Below are 20245 nucleotides of genomic sequence, written 5' to 3' on the forward strand. Positions count from 1 at the left end.
TGCAATTAATCAATCGGCAATCGCAATTATCCGGCAATACCTCCCCGCGGTCTTTGACTTAAGGCCTAGACCGCCAGGAATTTTCAAAGCGTCTGAAATGACTTAAGCTGACCCAAGTTGCGGGAGGTCCCGGCGGGTTTTCCGCCGGCGGAGGGTCAATGCTTCCAGGCTGGGTTATATTCGCGTCTGCCTTCGGCTATTTGCTCCTGCTTTTCGCCGTGGCCAGCTATGGCGACCGCAAGAACCGCGGCCAGGGCACGCCGCAAGGCGGCCAGGGCACGCTGGGTGGATGGCCGGTTGTCTATGCGCTGAGCCTTGCGATCTACTGCACCTCCTGGACCTATTTCGGCAGCGTCGGGCTTGCCGCGCAGCGCGGGTTGGAATTTGCCGGCATCTATATCGGCCCGATCCTGGTCTTTACGCTCGGCATGCCGTTGCTTCGCCGCATCATCGAGCTCGCCAAGGCGGAGAAGCTCACCTCGGTCGCCGATTTCGTCGCCGCGCGCTACGGCAAGAACCCGACGGTCGCAACGATCGTCGCGCTGATCTCGCTGATCGGCGCCATTCCTTATATCGCGCTGCAGCTCAAGGCGATCTCGAGCACCGTCAGCGCCATGGTCAATCCGTCCGATTACGGCATCGGCAGCGGCAATCTCTACTTCCTCGACCTGCCGCTCCTCGCAACGCTGGTGCTTGCCTGCTTCGCCATCATGTTCGGCACGCGGCATACCGATGCGACCGAACACCAGGACGGCCTGATCCTCGCCGTCTCTATGGAATCCGTCGTCAAGCTCGTCGCCTTCCTGACCGCCGGCGTCTGCGTCATCTGGTTTCTATTCGACGGCCCGACCGATCTCTGGCGCAAGACCGTCGACAATGAGTTGGTCATGTCGGCCCTCAGCTACCACACGCCGATCAGCCGCTGGATCACCCTGATCCTATTGTCGGCCTTTGCGATCATCCTGCTGCCGCGGCAATTCCACGTGACGGTTGTCGAAAACCGAACCCCGAAACAGCTGAAACTCGCAGGCATCCTGTTTCCCAGCTATCTCATCGCCATCAACCTCTTCGTGCTGCCGGTGGCGATCGGCGGGCTCTTGACCTTCGGCGGCAGCGGCAATGCCGATTTCTACATGTTGTCGCTGCCGCTTGCCGGCCAGATGCCCGTCATTTCGCTGATCATCTTCATCGGCGGCTTCTCCGCCGCAACGGCGATGGTCATCGTCGATTCCGTCGCACTGTCGATCATGGTGTCGAACGATATCGTCATGCCGATCTTCCTCCGGCGCAAACTCGCCGGCCGCGCCAGCCTGCGCGACAATTTCGCCAAGACGCTGCTCAACATCCGCCGCAGCGCCATCTTCGCCGTGCTGCTTTTCGGCTATGCCTATTACCGTTCGACCGACAGCACCGCCGGCCTTGCCTCGATCGGCCTGCTTTCCTTTGCCGCGATCGCGCAAATCGCCCCAGCGCTCTTCGGCGGGCTGATCTGGCGGCGGGCGAATGCGCGCGGTGCGATCCTCGGGCTGACCTCCGGCTTCGTCATTTGGATCTACCTGCTGTTCCTGCCCTCGCTCGGCGGCCCCGATTATTCCTATGTGGCGAGCGCCGTGCTCGGCTTCATCTTTCCCGGAACCTCGCTGTTTACGGCCCCCGACGCCGATCCGCTGGTCAATGCGACGGCGATGAGCCTGCTCGTCAACAGCGCCTTCTTCGTCGTCGGCTCGCTCACCCGCAACGCCAAGCCGCTGGAGCGCATCCAGGCCGGCATCTTCGTCAAGCGGCATTCGCGCTCGCAATTTGCCACGCGCGGCTGGAAGACCCGCGTCAGCGTCGGCGATCTCAAGGCGGCGATCTCACGTTATCTTGGCGAAGAACGCATGCAGCGTTCTTTCACGACTTACGAACAAGGCTCCGGCCGCAAGCTGGAGGACGAGCAGCCGGCCGACATGGCGCTCATCCATTTCAGCGAACAGCTGCTCGGCAGCGCCATCGGCTCGTCCTCGGCCCGGCTGGTGCTGTCATTGATCCTGCAGAAGATCGAGGATGCCTCTTCCGACACCGCCTGGTTGCTCGACCAGGCGAGCGAGGCGCTGCAGTATAACCAGGACATGCTGCAGACGGCGCTTTCGCAGATGGACCAGGGCATTGCGGTCTTCGACAGTTCCAACCGGCTGACGATCTGGAACCGGCGTTTCCGGCAATTGCTGGATCTTCCGGAAAGTGCCGGCCAGGTCGGTTTTCCCTTGTCCGATATCGTCACCACGCTCATCCAGCGCGGCGACATCGCGCCCGGCGATCTCAGCCAGACGGTGCGGCATTTCCTGACGCTCGACAAACCTTTCGCGCTGGTGCTCGGCGGCGGCGAGCGGATCATCGAGGTGCGCTCCAACGCCATGCCGGACAAGGGCATCGTCGCCACCTTCACCGACATCACCCAGCGCGTGAACGCCGACCAGGCGCTGAAACAGGCGAATGAGACGCTGGAGCAGCGTGTCGCCGAACGCACGGCCGAGCTTACCCGGGTCAACCGCGAACTCGGCGAGGCGCGCGCCGCCGCCGACGAGGCGAATATCGGCAAGACGCGCTTTTTCGCTGCCGCCGGCCACGACATCTTGCAGCCGCTCAACGCCGCCCGGCTCTATTCCTCGGCATTGGTCGAGCGCATGGCGCAATCCGAGAACAGCCCGATCGTGCGCAACATCGATTCCGCGCTGGAATCGGTCGAGACCATTCTCGGCGCGGTGCTCGATATATCCAGGCTCGATACCGGCGCCATGCGGCCGCGGCTCGCCTCCGTCGCGCTCTCCGACCTGCTGGAGCGTATCCAGACCGATTTCGCGCCGATCGCCCGTGAAAAACAGCTGAAGCTGGTGATCATGCCGACGTCGCTCAGGGTCCGCTCCGACCCCAATCTTTTGCGCCGGCTGGTGCAGAACCTCGTTTCCAACGCCATCAAATACACGATCACCGGCAAGGTGCTGGTGGGCGCGCGGCGGCGCGGCAACCAGGTGATCATCCAGGTGATCGATTCAGGCATCGGCATTCCGGCATCGAAATTCCGCACGGTGTTCAAGGAATTCGCGCGGCTGGACGAAGGTGCGAAAACCGCCTCCGGCCTCGGGCTCGGCCTGTCGATCGTCGACCGCATCGCCCGGGTGCTCAATCATCCGGTCGAGCTGCAGTCGACGCATGGCAAGGGCACGGAATTCCGCATTGCCATGCCGCTCGACGTCTCGCGCCCGGCCGCGGCCACGGCGGCAATCACGCCTGCCGACCGTCCGGGGCAGCCGTTGAGCGGGTTGAAGATCCTCTGCATCGACAATGAACCGAAGATCCTCGAAGGCATGCGGCTCTTGATCAGCGGCTGGGGCTGCGAGGTGGAGGCGCTGGATTGCCTCGCCGAGGTCACCGCCCTCGATGGCCAGGAGGGACCGCCTGATATCGTCATCGCCGATTATCATCTCGGCGACGGCACCGGCATTGCCGCTATCCTGCATCTGCGCCGGCAGTTCGGCGCCGAAATCCCCGCTTTGCTGATCACGGCCGACCGCACGCCGGAGGTGCGCAGCGAGGCCGAGCGACACGGCATCGCCGTCCAGCACAAGCCGGTGCGGCCGGCAGCGTTGCGCGCCTATATCACCCAGATTTCCGGCATCAAGCGCGCCGCCGCGGAATAAGAGCAAACTCAGAGCATTTCCGTTTTTCTCCGAATCGCGGAGATGCTCTATCTTTTGTTTTCACGCAATTCCGGACGCAAAACCGCTACACACTTTTGCTGGAATTGCTCTTAGTCCGTCGCGCTCATGACACGCGCAACCAGATCGCGCACACGCGCTGTAGCCGGCACATCGCCGAACAGGATGCGGTACATGATCGGCGCCACGACCTGGTCCATGACGCGGTCGACATCCGGAAAGGCCTCGCCGCGAGCCTTGGCCCTCTCGGCGATGACGTCGATCTGCTGGCGGGTAAATTCAGCGCATTTACAGGCATTCGCGCCCGCCTGCGCCGCCAGCACGTCGCGGATCATTTCGCGGCCGGGGCCGGAGGACATTTCCTCGGCATATTGGTCGGCCCAGGTTTCGAGATCGGCTTTGCCGGTGCCGGCATCGATCGGCTGCATGTCCGGCCGCAGCCGATCGACGGCGACATCGGCAAGAAGCTCCTGCAGGTCGCCCCAGCGGCGATAGATGGTCGACGGCGTTACCCCCGCCTTGCCGGCAATTAACGGGATCGTCACCTCGGCGCGGCTTATCTCGGCCATCAGCTCACGGACCGCCTTGTGCACCGATGCCTGAACCCGGGCGCTTCTGCCGCCCGGACGGAGATTCTCTTTCACTGTCATGCGCGCAACCCGACTTTCTCTCCTTGGCACCGATGGTTCAAAATCTTTGACAGACCTATTAACGCAAATAATTTGCTTTTATAAAGCAGTTGCTCTACCTAAGCTAACGCAACAGCTTAGCTTTAAGGGGCTTATATATGTTCGCCGCAGCCAAATCCACCGAGAATTCGCCGCGCCCCTGGATCGGCTTTCATGCGCTGACGCTCGCGACCTTCTTCGGCGCCTCCGCGGCGCCGACGCCGCTCTACCGGATCTATCAGGAAAGTTTTTCCGTCTCGCCGGTGCTGATCACGGTGATCTTCGCGGTCTACGCCTTCGCGCTGCTGGCGGCGCTGCTGATCGCCGGTTCCATCTCGGATCATCTCGGCCGCAAGCCGGTGATCTTTTTCGCCCTCGTGCTCGAAATCGCCGCCATGGGCCTCTTCGTCGTCGCGAGCGGTCCCGGCTGGCTGATTGCAGCACGGATCGTGCAGGGACTGGCAACGGGAATCGCTGGCGCCTCGATCGGAGCGGCGCTCGTCGATGTCGACCGGGCAAAGGGCCAGATCGTCAACTCGATCGCGCCGCTTTGCGGCATGGCGGTGGGTGCCGTCGGCACCAGCGCCTTGATCCAATATGGCCCCTTCCCGATGCATCTGATCTATGCACTACTGCTTATCGCCTTCACGCTGCAGGCGGCCGCCATCTGGCTGACAGGCGAGACCGGCGGCACGCGGCCGGGCGCGCTCGGCTCGCTGATACCGCGGGTCACCATTCCCAAGCAGGTGAAGCGGCCGCTCTCGCTGGTGACCCCGATCAATATCGCCAACTGGACGCTTGCCGGCTTCTATCTCTCGCTGGTCCCATCCTTGGTCGCCAGCACGACCGGCAGCCGGGCGCCGCTGACGGGTGGGGCCGTCGTCACTGCGCTGATGGTAAGCGGAGCAATCGCCGTCTATCTCAGGCGCAGCAAGACGGCCTCGGCCAATCTCACTTTCGGCGTGTCGGCCAAGACGCTTGGCATCCTGACCGTCGTTGCCGGCGTGCATCTTGCCAGTGTGCCGCTGTTGCTCGTTGGCACAGTTTTTACCGGCGTCGGTTTCGGCACCAATTTCCTCGGTTCGATCGGCACCATCATGCCGCTTGCCAAGGCGGACGAGCGGGCCGGGCTGCTATCGGCCTTCTACGTCCAGAGCTACCTCGCCTTCAGCCTGCCGGCGATCCTGGCCGGGTTCCTAGCGAAATCGGCCGGTTACGCCTTGACGACCGATATCTATGCGACGGCGATCCTGCTTTTGATGGGCGTCGGATTGATGAGCATTCGCGCCGACCGGCGCAAGATCGCGGGGAGTGCTGCCTGACAGTCTTCACGGTTTGAGATCCAGCAGCGCCCGGCCGCTGCCGTCCATGGCGAAGGGCACCGAGGCGTGCTGGTGGGCAACCAGCCATCGGCCATCCTGCTTGACGAGGCCCAGCGTCTGGCGAAACCAGAGATCGACCTCGGCGCCATCGGTCTTGGTTCCCGTCATGTGCATGAGGCCACTCCAGAAAGCGACATCTTCGCCGGCTGTGAGCCTGGCATCGCGGACCTCGCCGCCGATCGGGCCTTCCCAGGTATCGAACCAGGCCTGCAGGCCCGCCTCGTCCTGGCCGTAATAGGCAAGCGGCGGCGCCAGCGAAAACTCGACGGAATCCTCCGCCTCGTAAGAAAGCGCGTCCTTGGCATTCTTTTCGCCCAGCGCCTTGGCGCGCATCATCAGCATGGCGATGATCGCCTCTTCGTCGATCCTGACATTCGCTTGGTCTTTCACAATCGGTCTCCTTCTCCGTTATGGACATAGGACGAATGGGAGGACGGCAATTCGACAGCGACTTTTGAAATTGAGCATGATGTTGTGCGAAACCGCTCGCATCATGCATTAGAGATAACTCGTCGCCGCCGGTTCGTTCCACCAGGCATCGTGCCTGCCGTCGGCGTAACGAATTGGAAGCGCCGCCAGTTCCTCGGGTGTGATATCGTCAAGGCAGGCGATGTTGATCGAGACATAGGCGCCACCGATCTGCTCGACATAACCGTCGCCATAGGCCGGCACACCGCAGGTGCGGCAGAAGCGGTGATGACCGCTCTTGGTGTTGAACTGATAGTCGGACGTTTCCGCCTGGTCGCACATCAGCCGGAAATCCTCCGGCTTGACGTTGGCGCCCCAATAGCGGCGCTTGGCGCAGATCGAACAATTGCAGCGGCCGGTGCCCTCATCGAGGTCCATGTCCACCTCGTAGTGCACTTTGCCGCAATGGCAGCTTCCCTTGTAGGTTTTCTTCATGGCGTTCTCCTCCTTCGGCGTTGCCTTCAGTTTTCGGATATGACAATATGTTGTCATTATGGATGAGATACAAAATCGACAACATGTTGTCAAACAAAATCGACCGGAGCGGACGATGGAGGGGGATGCTTTTTCCGCTTTCGCGATCACCGCCCTTCGCCTCGCCGGCCATCTGACGGCGGCGGGCGACCAGTTGGCAAAGCCGGCAGGGCAAACCAGCGCGCGCTGGCAGGTGCTGGCCGCGGCAAGGCGCGGCAACATGTCGGTGGCGCAGATCGCCCGTGCGCTCGGCCTCGCCCGCCAGGGTGTGCAGCGGCTTGCCGACGTGCTGGAGAGCGAAGGGCTGATCGCCTATGCCGACAACCCGCAGCACCAGCGCGCCAAGCTGGTACGACTGACGGAAGAAGGGGCGGCGCGGCTGGGTGCCATCGAGATTGCGCAAGCCGGGTGGGCGGACGGGCTCGGCGCCGCGTTTACGTCAGCGGAACTCGATGCGGCGCGGGCGGTGATGGCGCGGGTCATGGAGATGCTGGAGGGTGGCGAGGCGGCCGGCGGTTGAGCGACTTGTTGTCGTTAGCGACGCACTCGGCTTGGCGAAACGAACGATTCTCTAAGGTCATGCCGTGGCCGCCCCCCTCTGCCCTGCCGGGCATCTCCCCCACAGGTGGGGAGATTGGCTGGGCTCACTGGCTTCCCCAAACAATCGGCGTCCAGCACGACGAAACGATAGATGGATACGAAGTTCAAGCCACTTGTGATCTCCCCACCTGTGGGGGAGATGCCCGGCAGGGCAGAGGGGGGCTTACACGGCACGTCCTATGTGCCAAGGCGATGCCGGCTACTCCGCCAATCGGGCACAGCATCATCCAACCAGACACAAAAAAAGGCCGGGTTAACCCGACCTTCCCTGCTATCTCAACGAACCGTGCCAGTACATCCGTGGTCACGATCCGGAGATGATATTTAGAGCCTTGAAGGCTCAGGCCGCCTGGAGGCGGTCTGCCGACATCTTGCCGGACTTGTTGTCGCGGACGAGCTCGTAAGACAGCTTCTGGCCATCCTTGAGATCGCGCATGCCAGCGCGTTCAACGGCGGAGATGTGGACGAAAACGTCGGCTGCGCCGTCATCCGGCTGAATGAAGCCGAAGCCCTTGGTTGCGTTGAACCACTTTACGGTACCTGTGCTCATGACGATATCCTTTTCGAATCGTTCATAGAAGAATGCAGCTCGGATAAATGCCGAGCAGCGATGAAAACCGATTTTGGAGGAAGTTCGCCAGGAACGACACGAGGCCGTTTCAAAGTTCATCTAGCAAGATCGATGCGCGGATATGTAATCGGAAATTGTGTCCGTGACAAGGCCGCAGCTAGGGAAATCGGTGACGTTTCAGACACCGCGGACGGGTCTTTGCCTGCCGCGCGGCGCGGAAAACCGAGGACGAGATTTTTTGCAGAAGCTGAGAATACCGCCTATTCCGCCTGCGCCAACCTGGTGATCGCCTTGCCGAGGCGGGCGACCCGCACTTCCGGGGTCGTTGCCTTCAGGAGCGGCAGGACGATTGCATATTGGCCGGTCTTGTCGAGCCGCGCAAAGGCAGCGCCGGCGGCAGCGTTCTCAGCGAGCGCCGCCGCCAGATCGTCCGGCAGGCCGGCATCGCGTTGCGGAGCGTAGGCGACAGCCCATCGTCCGTCGGCTTTGGCGGCAGCGACTTCGGCAAGGCCCGCGGGCCGCATGCGCCCGGTTTCTGCAAGTGCTGCGACACGATCGACATTGAGCTTGGACCACGGACTTTTGGCGCGCCGGGGCGAATAACGCTGCAGGTAGGAATGCGCGTCAAACCCCTTGCGCTGGCTGTCAATCCAGCCGTAACAGAGCGCCACATCCAGCGCCTCGTCGATGGTGATGAGAGTTCGTTTCGGATTTTTCTTACCGATCTTCAGCCAGGCGCCGGTCGATGCCGCATGATGCAGGCAGAGCCAGGATTCCCACTCCATCGGATCGGCGAAGGCGAGGATGTCGGTGGATGGTTGCATGGGCGGTCCGGTCCGGGTGACAGCGAAGCGTGTGTTGCTTGCGGTTCAGATTACCGTCGTCACCCTGTCCCATTCAACATTTGAAATCCGGCAAGAGCGGCATAGCTTAAAAGGCGGCCTAAGCCGCCTTCCCCACTTTCGCATAGGGGTCGAACCGACCGTAAAACGTCTCGCCCTTGGCGGCCATGTCCTTCAGCAGCGGCGTCGGCTTGAAGTGACTTCCGTAAGTATTAGCTAACGTTTCAGCCAGTTCCACGAAAGCCTTTGCGCCCATCCCGTCGATATAGCTCAGCGCCCCGCCGGTATAGGGCGCGAAGCCGAATCCGAGGATCGAGCCGACATCCGCTTCGCGCGGATCGGTGACGATGCCTTCCTCGACCGTGCGGGCGGCTTCGAGCGCGATGGTGACGAGAAAACGTTGCTTCAGGACGTTGACGTCGACCTCGTCCGCCTGCTTCTGCGGGTAGAGGGTCTTGAGGTCGGGCCAGAGGGACTTCTTCGCCGGTTTCGGCGGATAGTCATAGAAACCCTTGGAATTTTTGCGGCCGAAGCGGCCCTCCTTTTCCACCATGCGGGAGATGAGCTCCATATGCCTGGGGTCGATGGCTTTTTCGCCGAGATCGGCGACCGTCGCCTTGAGGATCTTCAGCGAGAGGTCGATGGCGACCTCGTCGTTGAGCGCCAGCGGACCAACCGGCATGCCGGCCATCTTGGCGGCGTTCTCGATCATCGCAGGCGGCACGCCCTCGATCAGCATGTCGTAGCTTTCCGACATGTAGCGCAGCACGCAGCGATTGACGAAGAAGCCGCGGGTGTCGTTGACGACGATCGGCGTCTTCTTGATGGCTGCGACATAATCAAGAGCGACGGCCAGCGCCCTGTCGCCGGTGTCGCTTCCGAGGATCACCTCGGTCAGCATCATCTTCTCGACAGGCGAGAAGAAATGGATGCCGATGAAATCGGCAGGGCGTTTCGAATTCTTGGCGAGACCCGAGATCGGCAGGGTCGAGGTATTGGAGGCGAAGATCGCGCCTTCCGGCAGCACGGCTTCGACCGCCTCGATGACCGCTTTCTTCACCTCTCGGTCCTCGAACACCGCCTCGATGACGAGATCGGCATTGGTGAGGTCGGCATAGTCGGCCGAGGGTGTGATGCGGGAGAGCAATGCGGCTGCCTCACCCTGCGTAAGGCGCCCCTTACCGACAGAATCCTTGACCAGGCCTTCGGAGACGGTCTTGCCCTTGGTCGCCGCTTCGATGTCGCGGTCGATCAGCGTCACCGGTATACCCGCGGCAGCGGTGACATAAGCGATCGAGGCGCCCATGAAGCCGGCGCCGACGACGCCTATATGTTTCAGCTCGGTCTTGGCGTGACCTGCCGGGCGGCGGGCGCCCTTGCCGAGCTCCTGCATGGAGATGAACAGCGAACGGATCATCGAGAAGGCTTCGCGGGTCTGCAGCACCTCGGTGAAATAACGCTGCTCGATCTTCAGGCCGGTGTCGAACGGCACCTGCAGGCCTTCATAGACGCATTTCAGGATGGCAAGCGCTGCCGGATAATTGCCCGATGTTTCCCTGCGCAGGATTGCCGGGGCTGCCGGCCAGAGCTGGGCGGAGGCCGGCGTCCAGATGCCGCCGCCAGGCGCCTTGAAGCCCTTCTCGTCCCAGGGGGCAACCGGCTTCAGGCCATCCTTGATCATCTGCTTGGCGGCCGGGATCAGCTGATCGGGCTCGACCACCTGATGCACGAGGTTCATCGCCTTGGCGCGGGAGCCGGTCAGTGACTGGCCAGTGGTCATCATCTGCAGCGCATCCTGGGCGTTAGCCAACCGCGGCACACGCTGCGTGCCGCCGGCGCCGGGGAAGATGCCGACCTTCACTTCGGGCAGCGCGATCTTGACGCTCTTGGCATTGGAGGCGACACGGCCGTGGCAGGCAAGCGACAGTTCGAAAGCGCCGCCCATGCAGGTGCCGTTGATGGCGGAAACCCAGGGCTTGCCCGATGTTTCGAGCTTGCGGAACAGGCCACTCATGCGGCCGACCAGACCGAAGAGGTTCTGCACGGCCGTTTGCGGGCTCTTTGCCTTCTCCTCCTGATAGGAGCTGAACATCGACTTGATCATCGACAGATCGGCGCCGCCGGAGAAGGAAGACTTGCCCGAGGTGAAGACGACACCCTTGATGGCGGCATCGGCGGTCGTGGCATCGATGATGGCGTCGAGCTCGGCCATCACCTCCGCGGTGAAGACGTTCATCGATTTGCCCGGCATGTCCCAGGTGACGAGAGCGATGCCGTCAGCGTCGGTTTCGAGCGTGAAATTGGTGTAGGTCATTGGGTTTCCTCCCCGATCAGGCCGGCAAATGGCTGCGCTGCGCGTCTAAGGTCTTCGTCTTTTCGGTGACGACATCGCCGGTATGCTTGGTCTGCGACGGCTCGAAGAGCACGATCCAGCATTCCTCCTGCGCAACAGGATTATGCTCGACACCCTTCGGCACGACATGAAAATCACCGGCCTTGAGATGCACATGCGGGCGGTCGCGATATTCGATGGTAAGCGCCCCCTTCCAGATCAGGAAGAGCTCGTCCTCGTCGCGGTGCGAATGCCAGGCGAGCTGGCCCTGGACCTTGGCGAGCTTGACGCTCTGGCCGTTGAGATCGGCGATGACGCGGGGCGACCAGTGCTCGCTGACCTCGGCATATTCGGTTTCGATCGTGCCGGTGTTAAAGCCCATCGTCAGACCCTTTCAATAACCGTTGCCGTGCCCATGCCGGCGCCGATGCAGAGCGTCACCAGCGCGGTGTTGAGGTCGCGGCGTTCAAGTTCGTCGAGCACCGTGCCGAGGATCATCGCGCCGGTGGCGCCGAGCGGATGGCCCATGGCGATGGCGCCGCCATTGACGTTGATCCTGTCATGGTCGATGTCGAAGGCCTGCATGTAGCGCAGCACCACGGCAGCGAAGGCCTCGTTGAGTTCGAAGAGGTCGATGTCGGACAGGCTCATGCCTGTCCGCTTCAACAGTTTCTCGGTGACGTCGACAGGCCCGGTCAGCATCAGGGCCGGATCGGAGCCGATATTGGCGAAAGCCTTGATGCTGGCGCGCGGCTTTTTCCCCATGCTCTCACCACCGGCCTTGGAGCCGAGCAGGACGACGCTGGCGCCATCGACGATGCCGGAGGAATTGCCGGCATGATGGACATAGTTGATGCGCTCGATCTCCGGATGGGCCTGAATGCCGACGGCCTCGAAGCCGCCCATCTCGCCGGGCATCTGGAAGGATGGATTGAGGGAGGCGAGCGCCTGCATATCGGTGCCGGGGCGCATATGCTCGTCCTTATCAAGGATCGTCAGGCCGTTCTGGTCCTTGACCGGGACGACCGACTTGTCGAACCAGCCGTTTTCCCAGGCATGGGCGGCACGCTTCTGGCTCTCGACCGCGTAAGCATCGACATCCGTTCTGCTGAAGCCATATTTGGTGGCGATCAGATCGGCCGAGACGCCCTGCGGCATGAAATAGGCCGGGAAATTTACCGAAGGATCCATGAACCAGGCGCCGCCGGACATGCCGAGACCGACGCGGGACATGCTTTCGACGCCGCCGGCGATGACGATATCGTCGGCCCCTTGCGCGATCTTGCCGGCGCCGAAATTGACCGCATCGAGACCGGAGGCGCAGAAGCGGGAGATCTGCATGCCGGGCGCCTTGGTGGAGTAACCGGCTTCGAAGGCGGCAGCCTTGGGGATGACGGCGCCGGCATCCATGACCGGATCGACGCAGCCCATGATGATGTCGTCGACCGTTTGCGTATCGAGCCCGTTGCGGTCGCGGATCGCCTCCAGCGTCTTTGCCGCGAGGCGGACGGAAGGCACCTCATGCAAGGCCCCGTCCTTCTTGCCGCGGCCGCGCGGCGTACGCACGTGGTCGTAAATGAAAACCTCGGTCATTGTCTCATCTCCCTGGCGGCAATCTATCTTGCCTCAAATCTTGGCGGGAGGAGAAAAGACCCCTCCCCAACCCTCCCCACAAGGGGGAGGGAGAACCGTCTCAAAACGCTTCGGCGGCCAGTTCCATCATCGTGTCGGCGCCGGCTTCGATGCGGGCCTTGCGAAGTGCGGTTTCCGGCATCAGGCGTTCCATGAAGAAGCGGGCGGTGATCAGCTTTTTCTTCAGGTAATCCTCGCGAGCCACATCGCCTGATGCAAGCCCATCCTCGGCGGCTTTGGCCATCTTTGCCCACATATAGCCGAGAATGGCGAGGCCAAAGAGGTGCATGTAGTCGGTCGAGCCGGCGCCGGCATTGTCGGGCTTGGCCATGGCGTTCTGCATGAACCACATGGTCGCGCCCTGGGCGTCGTTCAAGCCCTTCTTCAGATGCTTGGTGAAGAAGGAGAGCTTTTCGTTGCTGCGGTTCTCCTCGCAGAAATCACCGATCTCCTTGAAGAGGGCCATGGCGGCGCGGCCGCCGTTCAGCGCCAGCTTGCGGCCGACGAGATCGAGCGCCTGAATGCCGTTGGCGCCTTCATAGATCATGGCGATGCGGGCATCGCGCACATACTGGCTCATGCCGTGCTCTTCAATATAGCCGTGGCCGCCGAAGACCTGCTGGGCCATGACGGCATGATCGAAGCCCTTGTCGGTCATCACGCCCTTGAGAATCGGGGTGACGAGGCCAAGAATATCGTCGGCCGTCTGGCGCTCCTTCTCGTCGCTAGCGCGGTGGGCGATATCAGACTTGAGCGCGGTCCATAGCAGGAAGGCGCGGCCGGCCTCGTTGAAAGCGCGGATGGTCATCAGCGTGCGGCGAATATCCGGATGGACGATGATCGGATCGGCCTTCTTGTCCGGCGCCTTGGGGCCGGACAGCGAGCGGCCCTGGATGCGGTCGCGGGCATAGCTGGCGGCGTTCTGATAGGCGATCTCGGAAATGGCGATGCCCTGCAGGCCGACCATCAGGCGGGCCTCGTTCATCATCACGAACATGGCGTTGAGGCCGCGGTTTTCGGCGCCGATCAGGAAGCCGGTCGCCTCGTCGTAATTCATCACGCAGGTGGCGTTGGCGTGGATGCCCATCTTGTGCTCGATCGCGCCGCAGGAGACAGCGTTGCGGGCGCCGACCGCGCCGTCCTTGCCGACGAGGAATTTCGGGACGATGAAGAGCGAGATTCCCTTGGTGCCCTCGGGCGCACCCTCGATGCGGGCCAGCACCAGATGGATGATATTGTCGGTCAGGTCGTGCTCGCCGGCGGAGATGAAGATCTTCTGGCCGGAGATCTTGTAGCTGCCATCAGCCTGCGGCACCGCCTTGGCGCGCAGCATGCCGAGATCGGTGCCGCAATGCGGCTCGGTGAGGTTCATGGTGCCGGACCACGTGCCGTCCACCATCTTCGGCAGATAGGTGGCCTTCTGCTCGTCGGAGCCATGGACGAGAAGTGCTGCGATCGCACCCTGCGTCAGGCCCGGATACATCATCAGCGACATGTTGGCGGCCGAGGTATATTCGCCGACGGCGGTATGCAGCGTATAGGGGAGCCCCTGCCCGCCGAATTCCTCCGGCACAGCAAGGCCGATCCAGCCACCTTCGCGATAGGCTTTATACGCTTCTTTGAAACCCTTCGGCGTCGAGACGCTCGCATCGTCGTGGCGCGTGCAGCCTTCCTGGTCGCCGGAATAGTTCAGCGGAAAGAGAGCTTCCTCTGCAACCCTTCCGGCCTCGCCGAGGATCGCTTCGATCATATCGGGGGTCGCATCGGCAAAACCCGGCAGATTGTTATAGCGTTCGAGACCCAGCACGTCGTTGAGGACGAAAAGCGTATCGTTCACCGGGGCCTTGTAGACTGGCATCTCTCAAATTCCTCCCATTCGACTGACCGGATCGCGCCGGCCTTGGGCACTGTCTTACAAAATATTGACGTTTGCGTAAACGTCAAATTCTGCGCTTGTGTCGTCTTTTCTTGAAAAAATTCGAGGGCACGAATCCGCGAGCCATGAAGTACTGAGAGGAGCAGACGCCATCTCATCTTCCTTGTCCATCACGGAACGGAGTCGCGGCCGGGCAGTGGCGCAAGTCGTTCGGACTTCCTAAGTCTTTGGGACGATTCATCGAGGAAGACATCATGACCGATTTTCCCTATGAGAGTGCGCTGATCGTCGGCGCGGGCTCCGGCATCAGCGCATCGCTTGCCCGGCAATTGTCGGCGCAGGGCGTCAAGGTCGGGCTTGCCGCCCGTAATATTGAAAAGCTCCGGGCATTGGTCGAGGAGACCGGTGCCAGTGCCTTTACAACAGATGTCTCGCAACCTGCGAGCGTCGCAGCGCTTTTCGAAGAGGCTGCCGCCGCAATCGGCGGACCTGACGTGGTGATCTTCAATGCCAGCGCCCGTCAGCGTGGCCCGCTCGCCGAACTCGATCCCGCCGAGGTCGAGAAGGCGATTGCGACCACCGCTTTCGGCGGCTTCCTGGTGGTGCAGCAGGCGGCGCGGCGGATGATCCCGCGCGGCCGCGGCGCCATCCTCATCACCGGCGCGTCGGCAAGCGTGAAGGGCTTTGCGCAATCTGCCCCCTTCGCGATGGGCAAGTTTGCGCTGCGCGGCCTTGCCCAGAGTGCCGCCCGCGAACTCGGGCCGATGGGCATCCATGTCGCGCATTTCGTCATCGACGGCGCGGTGCGCTCGCAGATCCGGCCGGACCGGGCGGAAAAGCCGGATGGCACGCTGCTGCCGGATGCGATCGCCCAGACCTATATCGATGTGCTTCGCCAGCACCGCAGCGCATGGTCGCTGGAGGTGGAAGTCCGGCCCTGGACGGAGAGCTTCTAAGTCTCCCTCCCTGGCCGCGGCCTGCCGCCGCAGGGGAAGCAACTTTCACGACACTCTCAGACGGGTTAGGCTTTGCCGTCAAGGCAAGCTGGGAGGATACCGATGCCGCGTCTGGACCATGTCACCATCGAGACCCGCGATGCGCCTCAGATGATCGCCTTCCTGGAAACCGTGCTCGGCGTCAGGGAAGGCTATCGGCCGCCCTTCGCCACGCCCGGCCACTGGCTCTATCTGGACGAACGCCCGGTCATCCATCTCAGCCTGACATCGCGCAGCACCGATTTTCCGCCCGGCATCTTCAACCATGTCGCCTTCAGCCTTTACGAATTCGGGCCGGCGCTGGAACGCATCAAGGCTGGCGGCTATCGCTTCGAATATTACGATATTCCCGACACCGATCTCGGCCAGGTCTTCGTCTACGGCCCCGAGGGCGTGAAGATCGAGCTGCAATATCCCAGGCCCGCCTGAGCGCGCCGCCGCCATTCGATCTGACGAATTGAACAGCAATTGCCGCCAAAAACGGCGTTTGGAACACAAACGTTAAAAAATTCCCATCGGCATTAACGGCTTGTTTACCACGTTTCGTGAAAGGTGCGGATTGAGCAGTAGCGATCCGCATTCCTTTTCCCAGTCTCGCGTTCCCTAAGGATGCCGCTACCCCGTTCAGCTTGAGGAAAGTCTAATTGACTATCGTCTTATGAATGGTGCGCTCCGGTCCGCGCAAACACGCGGGCAGCAGACGAAAAGCCAAAGATCGAGCTCTGACGAGGGGTCGAGCAGTCGAAGCGAGCAAGAAGATGAACGGATCGCGATCAAATCCTTCCCGACAGTCCGACAGGACCTCGCTCGATGCGCTAAACCGCACGATCGAAGGGCTGGAGGCGCGCATCGAAGGGCTGATGGGCAGCGGGCGCGAACAGCGGCCGCGCACGGCACCGGCAGAGCGCGATCCTTATGTCGCTTCCCAAGCTCCCCGGCCCACAAAGGCCCCGCCTGAGCCGCGGCCGGATCCGCTTGCCGAAATCCGTCAACGCCAGCGCGCGCTTGAAGCCGGCCGCGAGCGGCCTTACGCACGCGAGCAGGCTCCGCAGATTCGCGAACCAGCGCCACGCGCCGCCGCCCCAGTGCCGGCACCCGCCTTTCGCGCCGGCGACGACACGATGACGGAGATCGCCCAGGCGCTCGTCAATCTGCGGCAGGACCTGAAGCGCGACATTTCCGAGGGCGTCACCCGCGAAATGAACGCGCTGCGCACCGAGCTGCGCGACATCAAGACAAATGCCGGAGACGGCCGTTTCGCCGACGACATGCGCGCCGATATGGGCCGCCTTGCCCAGAGCATCACCCAGCTGACCGGCCGCTCCGCCGCACCGGAGGCCACGGGCCTTCGCGAGGATTTCGAAGAGCTGCGCTCGCTGATGGACGGGCTGGCGCGCGAAGATTCGCTGCGCCATATGGAAAACCGCTGGGACGGCTTCGAAAACCGGCTTGCGGCGCTCGATACCGAGGGGCTCCAGGAAGAGCTCGTTGCGCTCGCCTATCGGCTCGACGACATCAAACGCCATATCGGCGGCATGGGCGAAAGCCCGGCCGTTCGGGCGCTGGAAGACAAGCTGATCTCGATCGCCACGGCGATGGAGCATTTCGGCAATATGATCCAGCCACACGACCGGGTCATGTCCGAGCAGTTCGCCGCCATGGACATGCGGCTCGACGAGATCAGCCGGGCAATCGCGGCAAGCGGGCGCACGGCGACTGCGAACGATCCGGGCCTGATGCAGCGGCTGGAAAGCCGGCTTGCAGCGCTGGCCGACCAGATCGACCTGATGAGCCATGATGCGGCGAGCCGCGTGAACCCGGCCGACGAGCTGGCGATCCGGCTGGAAGCGTTGACGGGACGCGTCGAGGAGCTGACGAAGGCGGAAGCGACGTCGCGGCTCGACGAACGGCTGGAACATCTCTCCTATCTGCTGGAGCGCACGCAGGAGACGGCGCCGCAGGCCGACCTCACCGGCACGCTTTCCGACATTTCTCGCAAGATCGACGCGCTTGAGAACGGCGCCGTCAACGACGTGCTGGCGCAGCGGCTCGATCATCTCGCCCGGCGCATCGACGAGATGGCCCATCAGCAGCAGGCGCCGGCACCGGCCGCGGTAGTCGACGACGGCGCCTTCCGGCGTCTCGAAGGACGGCTGAGCGACATCGCCGCCCGGCTGGAAGAGAGCACATCGGCGGCGCCGACCGATCCGCGCGCGCTGAAGAACCTCGAAGACCAGATCGCCAATCTTTCTGCACTGATGAGCGCGCCGCGCGAAAGCGCTGTAATACCCCCCGAACTCGACCAGCGCATGGGCGCGATCGAAGACTATATGGCGACGAGCGACGAATATATCATCGAGGCGGCACGCCAGGCGGCAGAGGCCGTGGTCGAGGCCTATTCGCGTCATGGCGGCCCGCAGGGTGCGATGCCTGCCGCCGACATGTCGGCGCTGACGGCGCTGGCCGAGGATCTTCGCCACCTCGAGGATCTCAGCCGCGACAGCGAGGAACGCACCCACAAGACTTTCACGGCGCTGCACGAGACGCTGGTGCATATCGCCGACCGGCTCGACGGCATGGAAGATCGCGGCCGGCCGGCCGCCCAGATGCCGGTCGCCGAGGTCGATTTCGATGTCGATCCCTATGCGCTGATGGTGGCCGAAGCGGAGATGAACAGGACACCGGCCGCTGCCCCGACAGCGAAGGCTTCTCCTGTTATCCGCACGGCCGAAGTCGCCGCCGAACCGGCCGCCCCAGCACAAGCCGCCGCCATGAGCGGAACGAGCGCGATCGCCATCGAAGCCGCGACCAGGACGACGGAAGCTGCGACATCGGCAGGGACACAGGTACCGGCAAAGGCCAGCCTGCTCGCCAGCCTTGGCAAGCGGCTGCTGCCCGGCAAGAAGGCCGAGAGCCGGACGATCGAACGACCGATGATCGACCCCGCGCCGTCGATCGATCCCACCGATGTGGTGCCGACGGATGCGGCAAACGAACTGCTCGAGCCGGGCTCGGGCACACCTGACGTGAAGAAGATCCTTGAACGGGTTCGCGCCAGCCAGAATGCGGCACGCGGCAAACCTGCCGGCGAAACCGATCGCGCCGATTATATCGCTGCCGCGCGCCGTGCGGCGCAGGCGGCCGCGATGGAAGTGGATGCCAATCCGAAGCAGGCAGCCGGCAAGGCAGAGAAGAAGGGCACAAATGCCGACAAGGCCGGCAAGGCTTCTGACAAGACGGGCAAGACCAGTGCCTTTTCGCGCTACCGGCGGCCGATCCTGCTGGCGGTCGGCGCCGTGCTGCTCGCCATCATGGCCTTTCCGCTTGCCCGAACGCTGACAAGCGGCGAGCGCGCGCCGCAGCCGCCGGCAGAAGTCTCGGCGTTGACCGGCGCGGAAAACCCAGCGCCGGCCTTGCCTGACGCGACACCTGCCCAGCCGGATGCCGCCGCTCTCGGAACGACCGCTCCGGCAGCGGAATCTGTACCACCCGCCGCCGAACAGGCGCAGCCGGAAGCAACCCCGCCTGACGCCGGCGAGCATCTGACCGACGTGGCGCCGCTTGACGGCGAAGGGGCAGCGACCCTTGCCCCTCCCGGTTCGTCGGGCGCGGCACAGGAGACATCGGGCTTCGTTCCGAACGCGCCGGCTGCAGCAGTACCCGCGCCGCAGGCTGCCATCACCATTCCCGACACTGTCCAGCCGAAATCGCTTGCCGATGCGGCGAGCGGCGGGGATGCGCTGGCGCTGTTTGAGATCGGCGCGCGTTATTCGGACGGCCGCAACGGCATGACGGTCGATCAGAAGCAGGCCGCAGGCTGGTACCAGCTTTCAGCCGACAAGGGCTTTGCGCCGGCCGAATACCGGCTCGGCAGCATGTACGAGAAGGGCAACGGCGTCGAACGCGACATCGCCAAGGCGAAGGGTTTTTACGAGCAGGCGGCAAACCAGGGCAATGCCAGCGCCATGCACAATCTCGCCGTGCTCTACGCCTCCGGCGCCCTCGGCCAACAGGATTATGCGACGGCCGCCTCGTGGTTCACCAAGGCTGCGAACCTCGGCATCACCGACAGCCAGTTCAACCTGGCAATCCTCTGCGCACGCGGCAACGGCGTTCCGGCGGATCTCGAAGAGTCCTACAAGTGGTTTGCGATCGCCGCCAAGGGCGGCGACAAGGATGCGGCGCAGAAGCGCGACGAAGTGGCCAAAGCCATGAAACCCGACCAGCTCGAACGGGCGCGCGCCAAGGCCGATCTCTGGAAGGCGGAGCCGGTCGACCACCGCACGAACGCCATCGACATCCCCGACGAATGGGCGGGAACCGGCGCCAAGACGGCGAGCGTCGATATGAAGAAGGCGATCCGCAACATCCAGGCGATCCTCAACAATAACGGCTTCGACGCCGGCGTGCCGGACGGCGAAATGGGCGCGAAGACCGTGACCGCGATCAAAAACTTCCAGAAGTCCGTCGGCCAGGAGCCGGACGGCAAGGTGACCGACGCGACCGTGAAGGCGCTGCTCGAACGCAACAAGCAGGGCAGCAAGGCAATCTGAGGCCCGCGTCGCATCGACGCGGGATCGTCTGGACTCTCTGTTCCTGCGATGAAAAACGCCTGGCGGCACTATGCCGCAAGGCTTTTTCCAATTTTGCCGTCGTCTGTCACAAAACCTGAAAAAAGCCGGATTATGCCCGGACATATCGATCCGC

15 protein-coding genes are annotated in these 20245 nt (G+C 62.9%); 6 read left to right on the plus strand and 9 right to left on the minus strand.

From position 1 onward, the window contains the following. Positions 1–158 precede the first annotated feature (158 nt). Entirely contained in the window at positions 159–3680 is a 3522-nt protein-coding gene (locus G9X67_RS22595) for a hybrid sensor histidine kinase/response regulator (RefSeq protein ID WP_171599732.1), read from the plus strand. Positions 3681–3790: 110 nt separating this feature from the next. Here the strand turns inward: G9X67_RS22595 and G9X67_RS22600 are convergent, their stop codons facing one another. Further along, complete coding sequence (locus G9X67_RS22600) at positions 3791–4348, minus strand: TetR/AcrR family transcriptional regulator (protein ID WP_138334487.1); 558 nt, start codon at positions 4346–4348, stop codon at positions 3791–3793. Positions 4349–4485: 137 nt separating this feature from the next. Here G9X67_RS22600 and G9X67_RS22605 point away from each other — a divergent pair, with 137 nt between their 5' ends. Continuing rightward, positions 4486–5688 carry an MFS transporter gene (locus G9X67_RS22605; protein WP_138334488.1) on the plus strand — a complete coding sequence of 401 codons (1203 nt, stop codon included), beginning with the start codon at positions 4486–4488 and terminating at the stop codon, positions 5686–5688. A gap of 6 nt (positions 5689–5694) precedes the next feature. On the opposite strand, the gene G9X67_RS22610 is transcribed toward G9X67_RS22605, so the two are convergent. Then, a complete protein-coding gene (locus G9X67_RS22610; RefSeq protein ID WP_138334489.1) occupies positions 5695–6138 on the minus strand; it encodes a nuclear transport factor 2 family protein in 444 nt (147 codons plus the stop codon). A gap of 108 nt (positions 6139–6246) precedes the next feature. Beyond that, complete coding sequence (locus tag G9X67_RS22615) at positions 6247–6651, minus strand: GFA family protein (RefSeq protein ID WP_138334490.1); 405 nt, start codon at positions 6649–6651, stop codon at positions 6247–6249. A 115-nt stretch (positions 6652–6766) separates the two neighbouring features. Between G9X67_RS22615 and G9X67_RS22620 the strand changes: the two genes are divergently transcribed. After that, positions 6767–7210 (plus strand): MarR family transcriptional regulator, encoded by a 444-nt coding sequence (locus tag G9X67_RS22620; protein WP_138334491.1) that lies wholly within the window; start codon positions 6767–6769, stop codon positions 7208–7210. A gap of 420 nt (positions 7211–7630) precedes the next feature. Here the strand turns inward: G9X67_RS22620 and G9X67_RS22625 are convergent, their stop codons facing one another. The 6 genes from G9X67_RS22625 to G9X67_RS22650 form a co-directional block, all read right to left on the minus strand. Further along, the gene (locus G9X67_RS22625) at positions 7631–7840 is read right to left on the minus strand and encodes a cold-shock protein (protein ID WP_003545273.1); all 210 of its coding nucleotides are present in this window, start codon (positions 7838–7840) and stop codon (positions 7631–7633) included. A 281-nt stretch (positions 7841–8121) separates the two neighbouring features. Further along, the gene (locus G9X67_RS22630; protein WP_138334492.1) at positions 8122–8685 is read right to left on the minus strand and encodes a YdeI/OmpD-associated family protein; all 564 of its coding nucleotides are present in this window, start codon (positions 8683–8685) and stop codon (positions 8122–8124) included. 118 nt (positions 8686–8803) lie between these two features. Then, on the minus strand, positions 8804–11017 hold the full coding sequence (locus tag G9X67_RS22635; protein WP_171599734.1) for a 3-hydroxyacyl-CoA dehydrogenase NAD-binding domain-containing protein: 2214 nt from the start codon (positions 11015–11017) through the stop codon (positions 8804–8806). 16 nt (positions 11018–11033) lie between these two features. Then, positions 11034–11417, minus strand: coding sequence for a cupin domain-containing protein (locus tag G9X67_RS22640; protein WP_138334494.1), 384 nt, complete (start codon positions 11415–11417; stop codon positions 11034–11036). 2 nt (positions 11418–11419) lie between these two features. Next, entirely contained in the window at positions 11420–12628 is a 1209-nt protein-coding gene (locus G9X67_RS22645; RefSeq protein WP_171599735.1) for an acetyl-CoA C-acetyltransferase, read from the minus strand. Between the two features lie 100 nt (positions 12629–12728). Continuing rightward, entirely contained in the window at positions 12729–14525 is a 1797-nt protein-coding gene (locus G9X67_RS22650) for an acyl-CoA dehydrogenase C-terminal domain-containing protein (protein WP_171599736.1), read from the minus strand. Positions 14526–14797: 272 nt separating this feature from the next. On the opposite strand from G9X67_RS22650, the gene G9X67_RS22655 reads away from it, so the two are divergent. From G9X67_RS22655 to G9X67_RS22665, 3 genes are all read left to right on the plus strand, one after another. Then, positions 14798–15499, plus strand: coding sequence for an SDR family NAD(P)-dependent oxidoreductase (locus G9X67_RS22655; RefSeq protein ID WP_171599737.1), 702 nt, complete (start codon positions 14798–14800; stop codon positions 15497–15499). 102 nt (positions 15500–15601) lie between these two features. Next, positions 15602–15967, plus strand: coding sequence for a VOC family protein (locus G9X67_RS22660; protein ID WP_171599738.1), 366 nt, complete (start codon positions 15602–15604; stop codon positions 15965–15967). Between the two features lie 329 nt (positions 15968–16296). After that, complete coding sequence (locus G9X67_RS22665) at positions 16297–20091, plus strand: peptidoglycan-binding protein (protein ID WP_171599739.1); 3795 nt, start codon at positions 16297–16299, stop codon at positions 20089–20091. Positions 20092–20245: the final 154 nt, after the last annotated feature.

The organism is Rhizobium sp. WYCCWR 11152, assembly GCF_013087615.1.
Lineage (GTDB): Bacteria > Pseudomonadota > Alphaproteobacteria > Rhizobiales > Rhizobiaceae > Rhizobium > Rhizobium indicum.

What these genes read in the sequence shown, in the direction of transcription:
- G9X67_RS22595 (WP_171599732.1), top strand. Translation starts at nt 159, where the DNA reads ATGCTTCCAGGCTGGGTTATATTCGCGTCTGCCTTCGGCTATTTGCTC.
- G9X67_RS22600 (WP_138334487.1), bottom strand. Translation starts at nt 4,348, where the DNA reads ATGACAGTGAAAGAGAATCTCCGTCCGGGCGGCAGAAGCGCCCGGGTT.
- G9X67_RS22605 (WP_138334488.1), top strand. Translation starts at nt 4,486, where the DNA reads ATGTTCGCCGCAGCCAAATCCACCGAGAATTCGCCGCGCCCCTGGATC.
- G9X67_RS22615 (WP_138334490.1), bottom strand. Translation starts at nt 6,651, where the DNA reads ATGAAGAAAACCTACAAGGGAAGCTGCCATTGCGGCAAAGTGCACTAC.
- G9X67_RS22620 (WP_138334491.1), top strand. Translation starts at nt 6,767, where the DNA reads ATGGAGGGGGATGCTTTTTCCGCTTTCGCGATCACCGCCCTTCGCCTC.
- G9X67_RS22625 (WP_003545273.1), bottom strand. Translation starts at nt 7,840, where the DNA reads ATGAGCACAGGTACCGTAAAGTGGTTCAACGCAACCAAGGGCTTCGGC.
- G9X67_RS22630 (WP_138334492.1), bottom strand. Translation starts at nt 8,685, where the DNA reads ATGCAACCATCCACCGACATCCTCGCCTTCGCCGATCCGATGGAGTGG.
- G9X67_RS22635 (WP_171599734.1), bottom strand. Translation starts at nt 11,017, where the DNA reads ATGACCTACACCAATTTCACGCTCGAAACCGACGCTGACGGCATCGCT.
- G9X67_RS22640 (WP_138334494.1), bottom strand. Translation starts at nt 11,417, where the DNA reads ATGGGCTTTAACACCGGCACGATCGAAACCGAATATGCCGAGGTCAGC.
- G9X67_RS22645 (WP_171599735.1), bottom strand. Translation starts at nt 12,628, where the DNA reads ATGACCGAGGTTTTCATTTACGACCACGTGCGTACGCCGCGCGGCCGC.
- G9X67_RS22650 (WP_171599736.1), bottom strand. Translation starts at nt 14,525, where the DNA reads ATGCCAGTCTACAAGGCCCCGGTGAACGATACGCTTTTCGTCCTCAAC.
- G9X67_RS22655 (WP_171599737.1), top strand. Translation starts at nt 14,798, where the DNA reads ATGACCGATTTTCCCTATGAGAGTGCGCTGATCGTCGGCGCGGGCTCC.
- G9X67_RS22660 (WP_171599738.1), top strand. Translation starts at nt 15,602, where the DNA reads ATGCCGCGTCTGGACCATGTCACCATCGAGACCCGCGATGCGCCTCAG.
- G9X67_RS22665 (WP_171599739.1), top strand. Translation starts at nt 16,297, where the DNA reads ATGAACGGATCGCGATCAAATCCTTCCCGACAGTCCGACAGGACCTCG.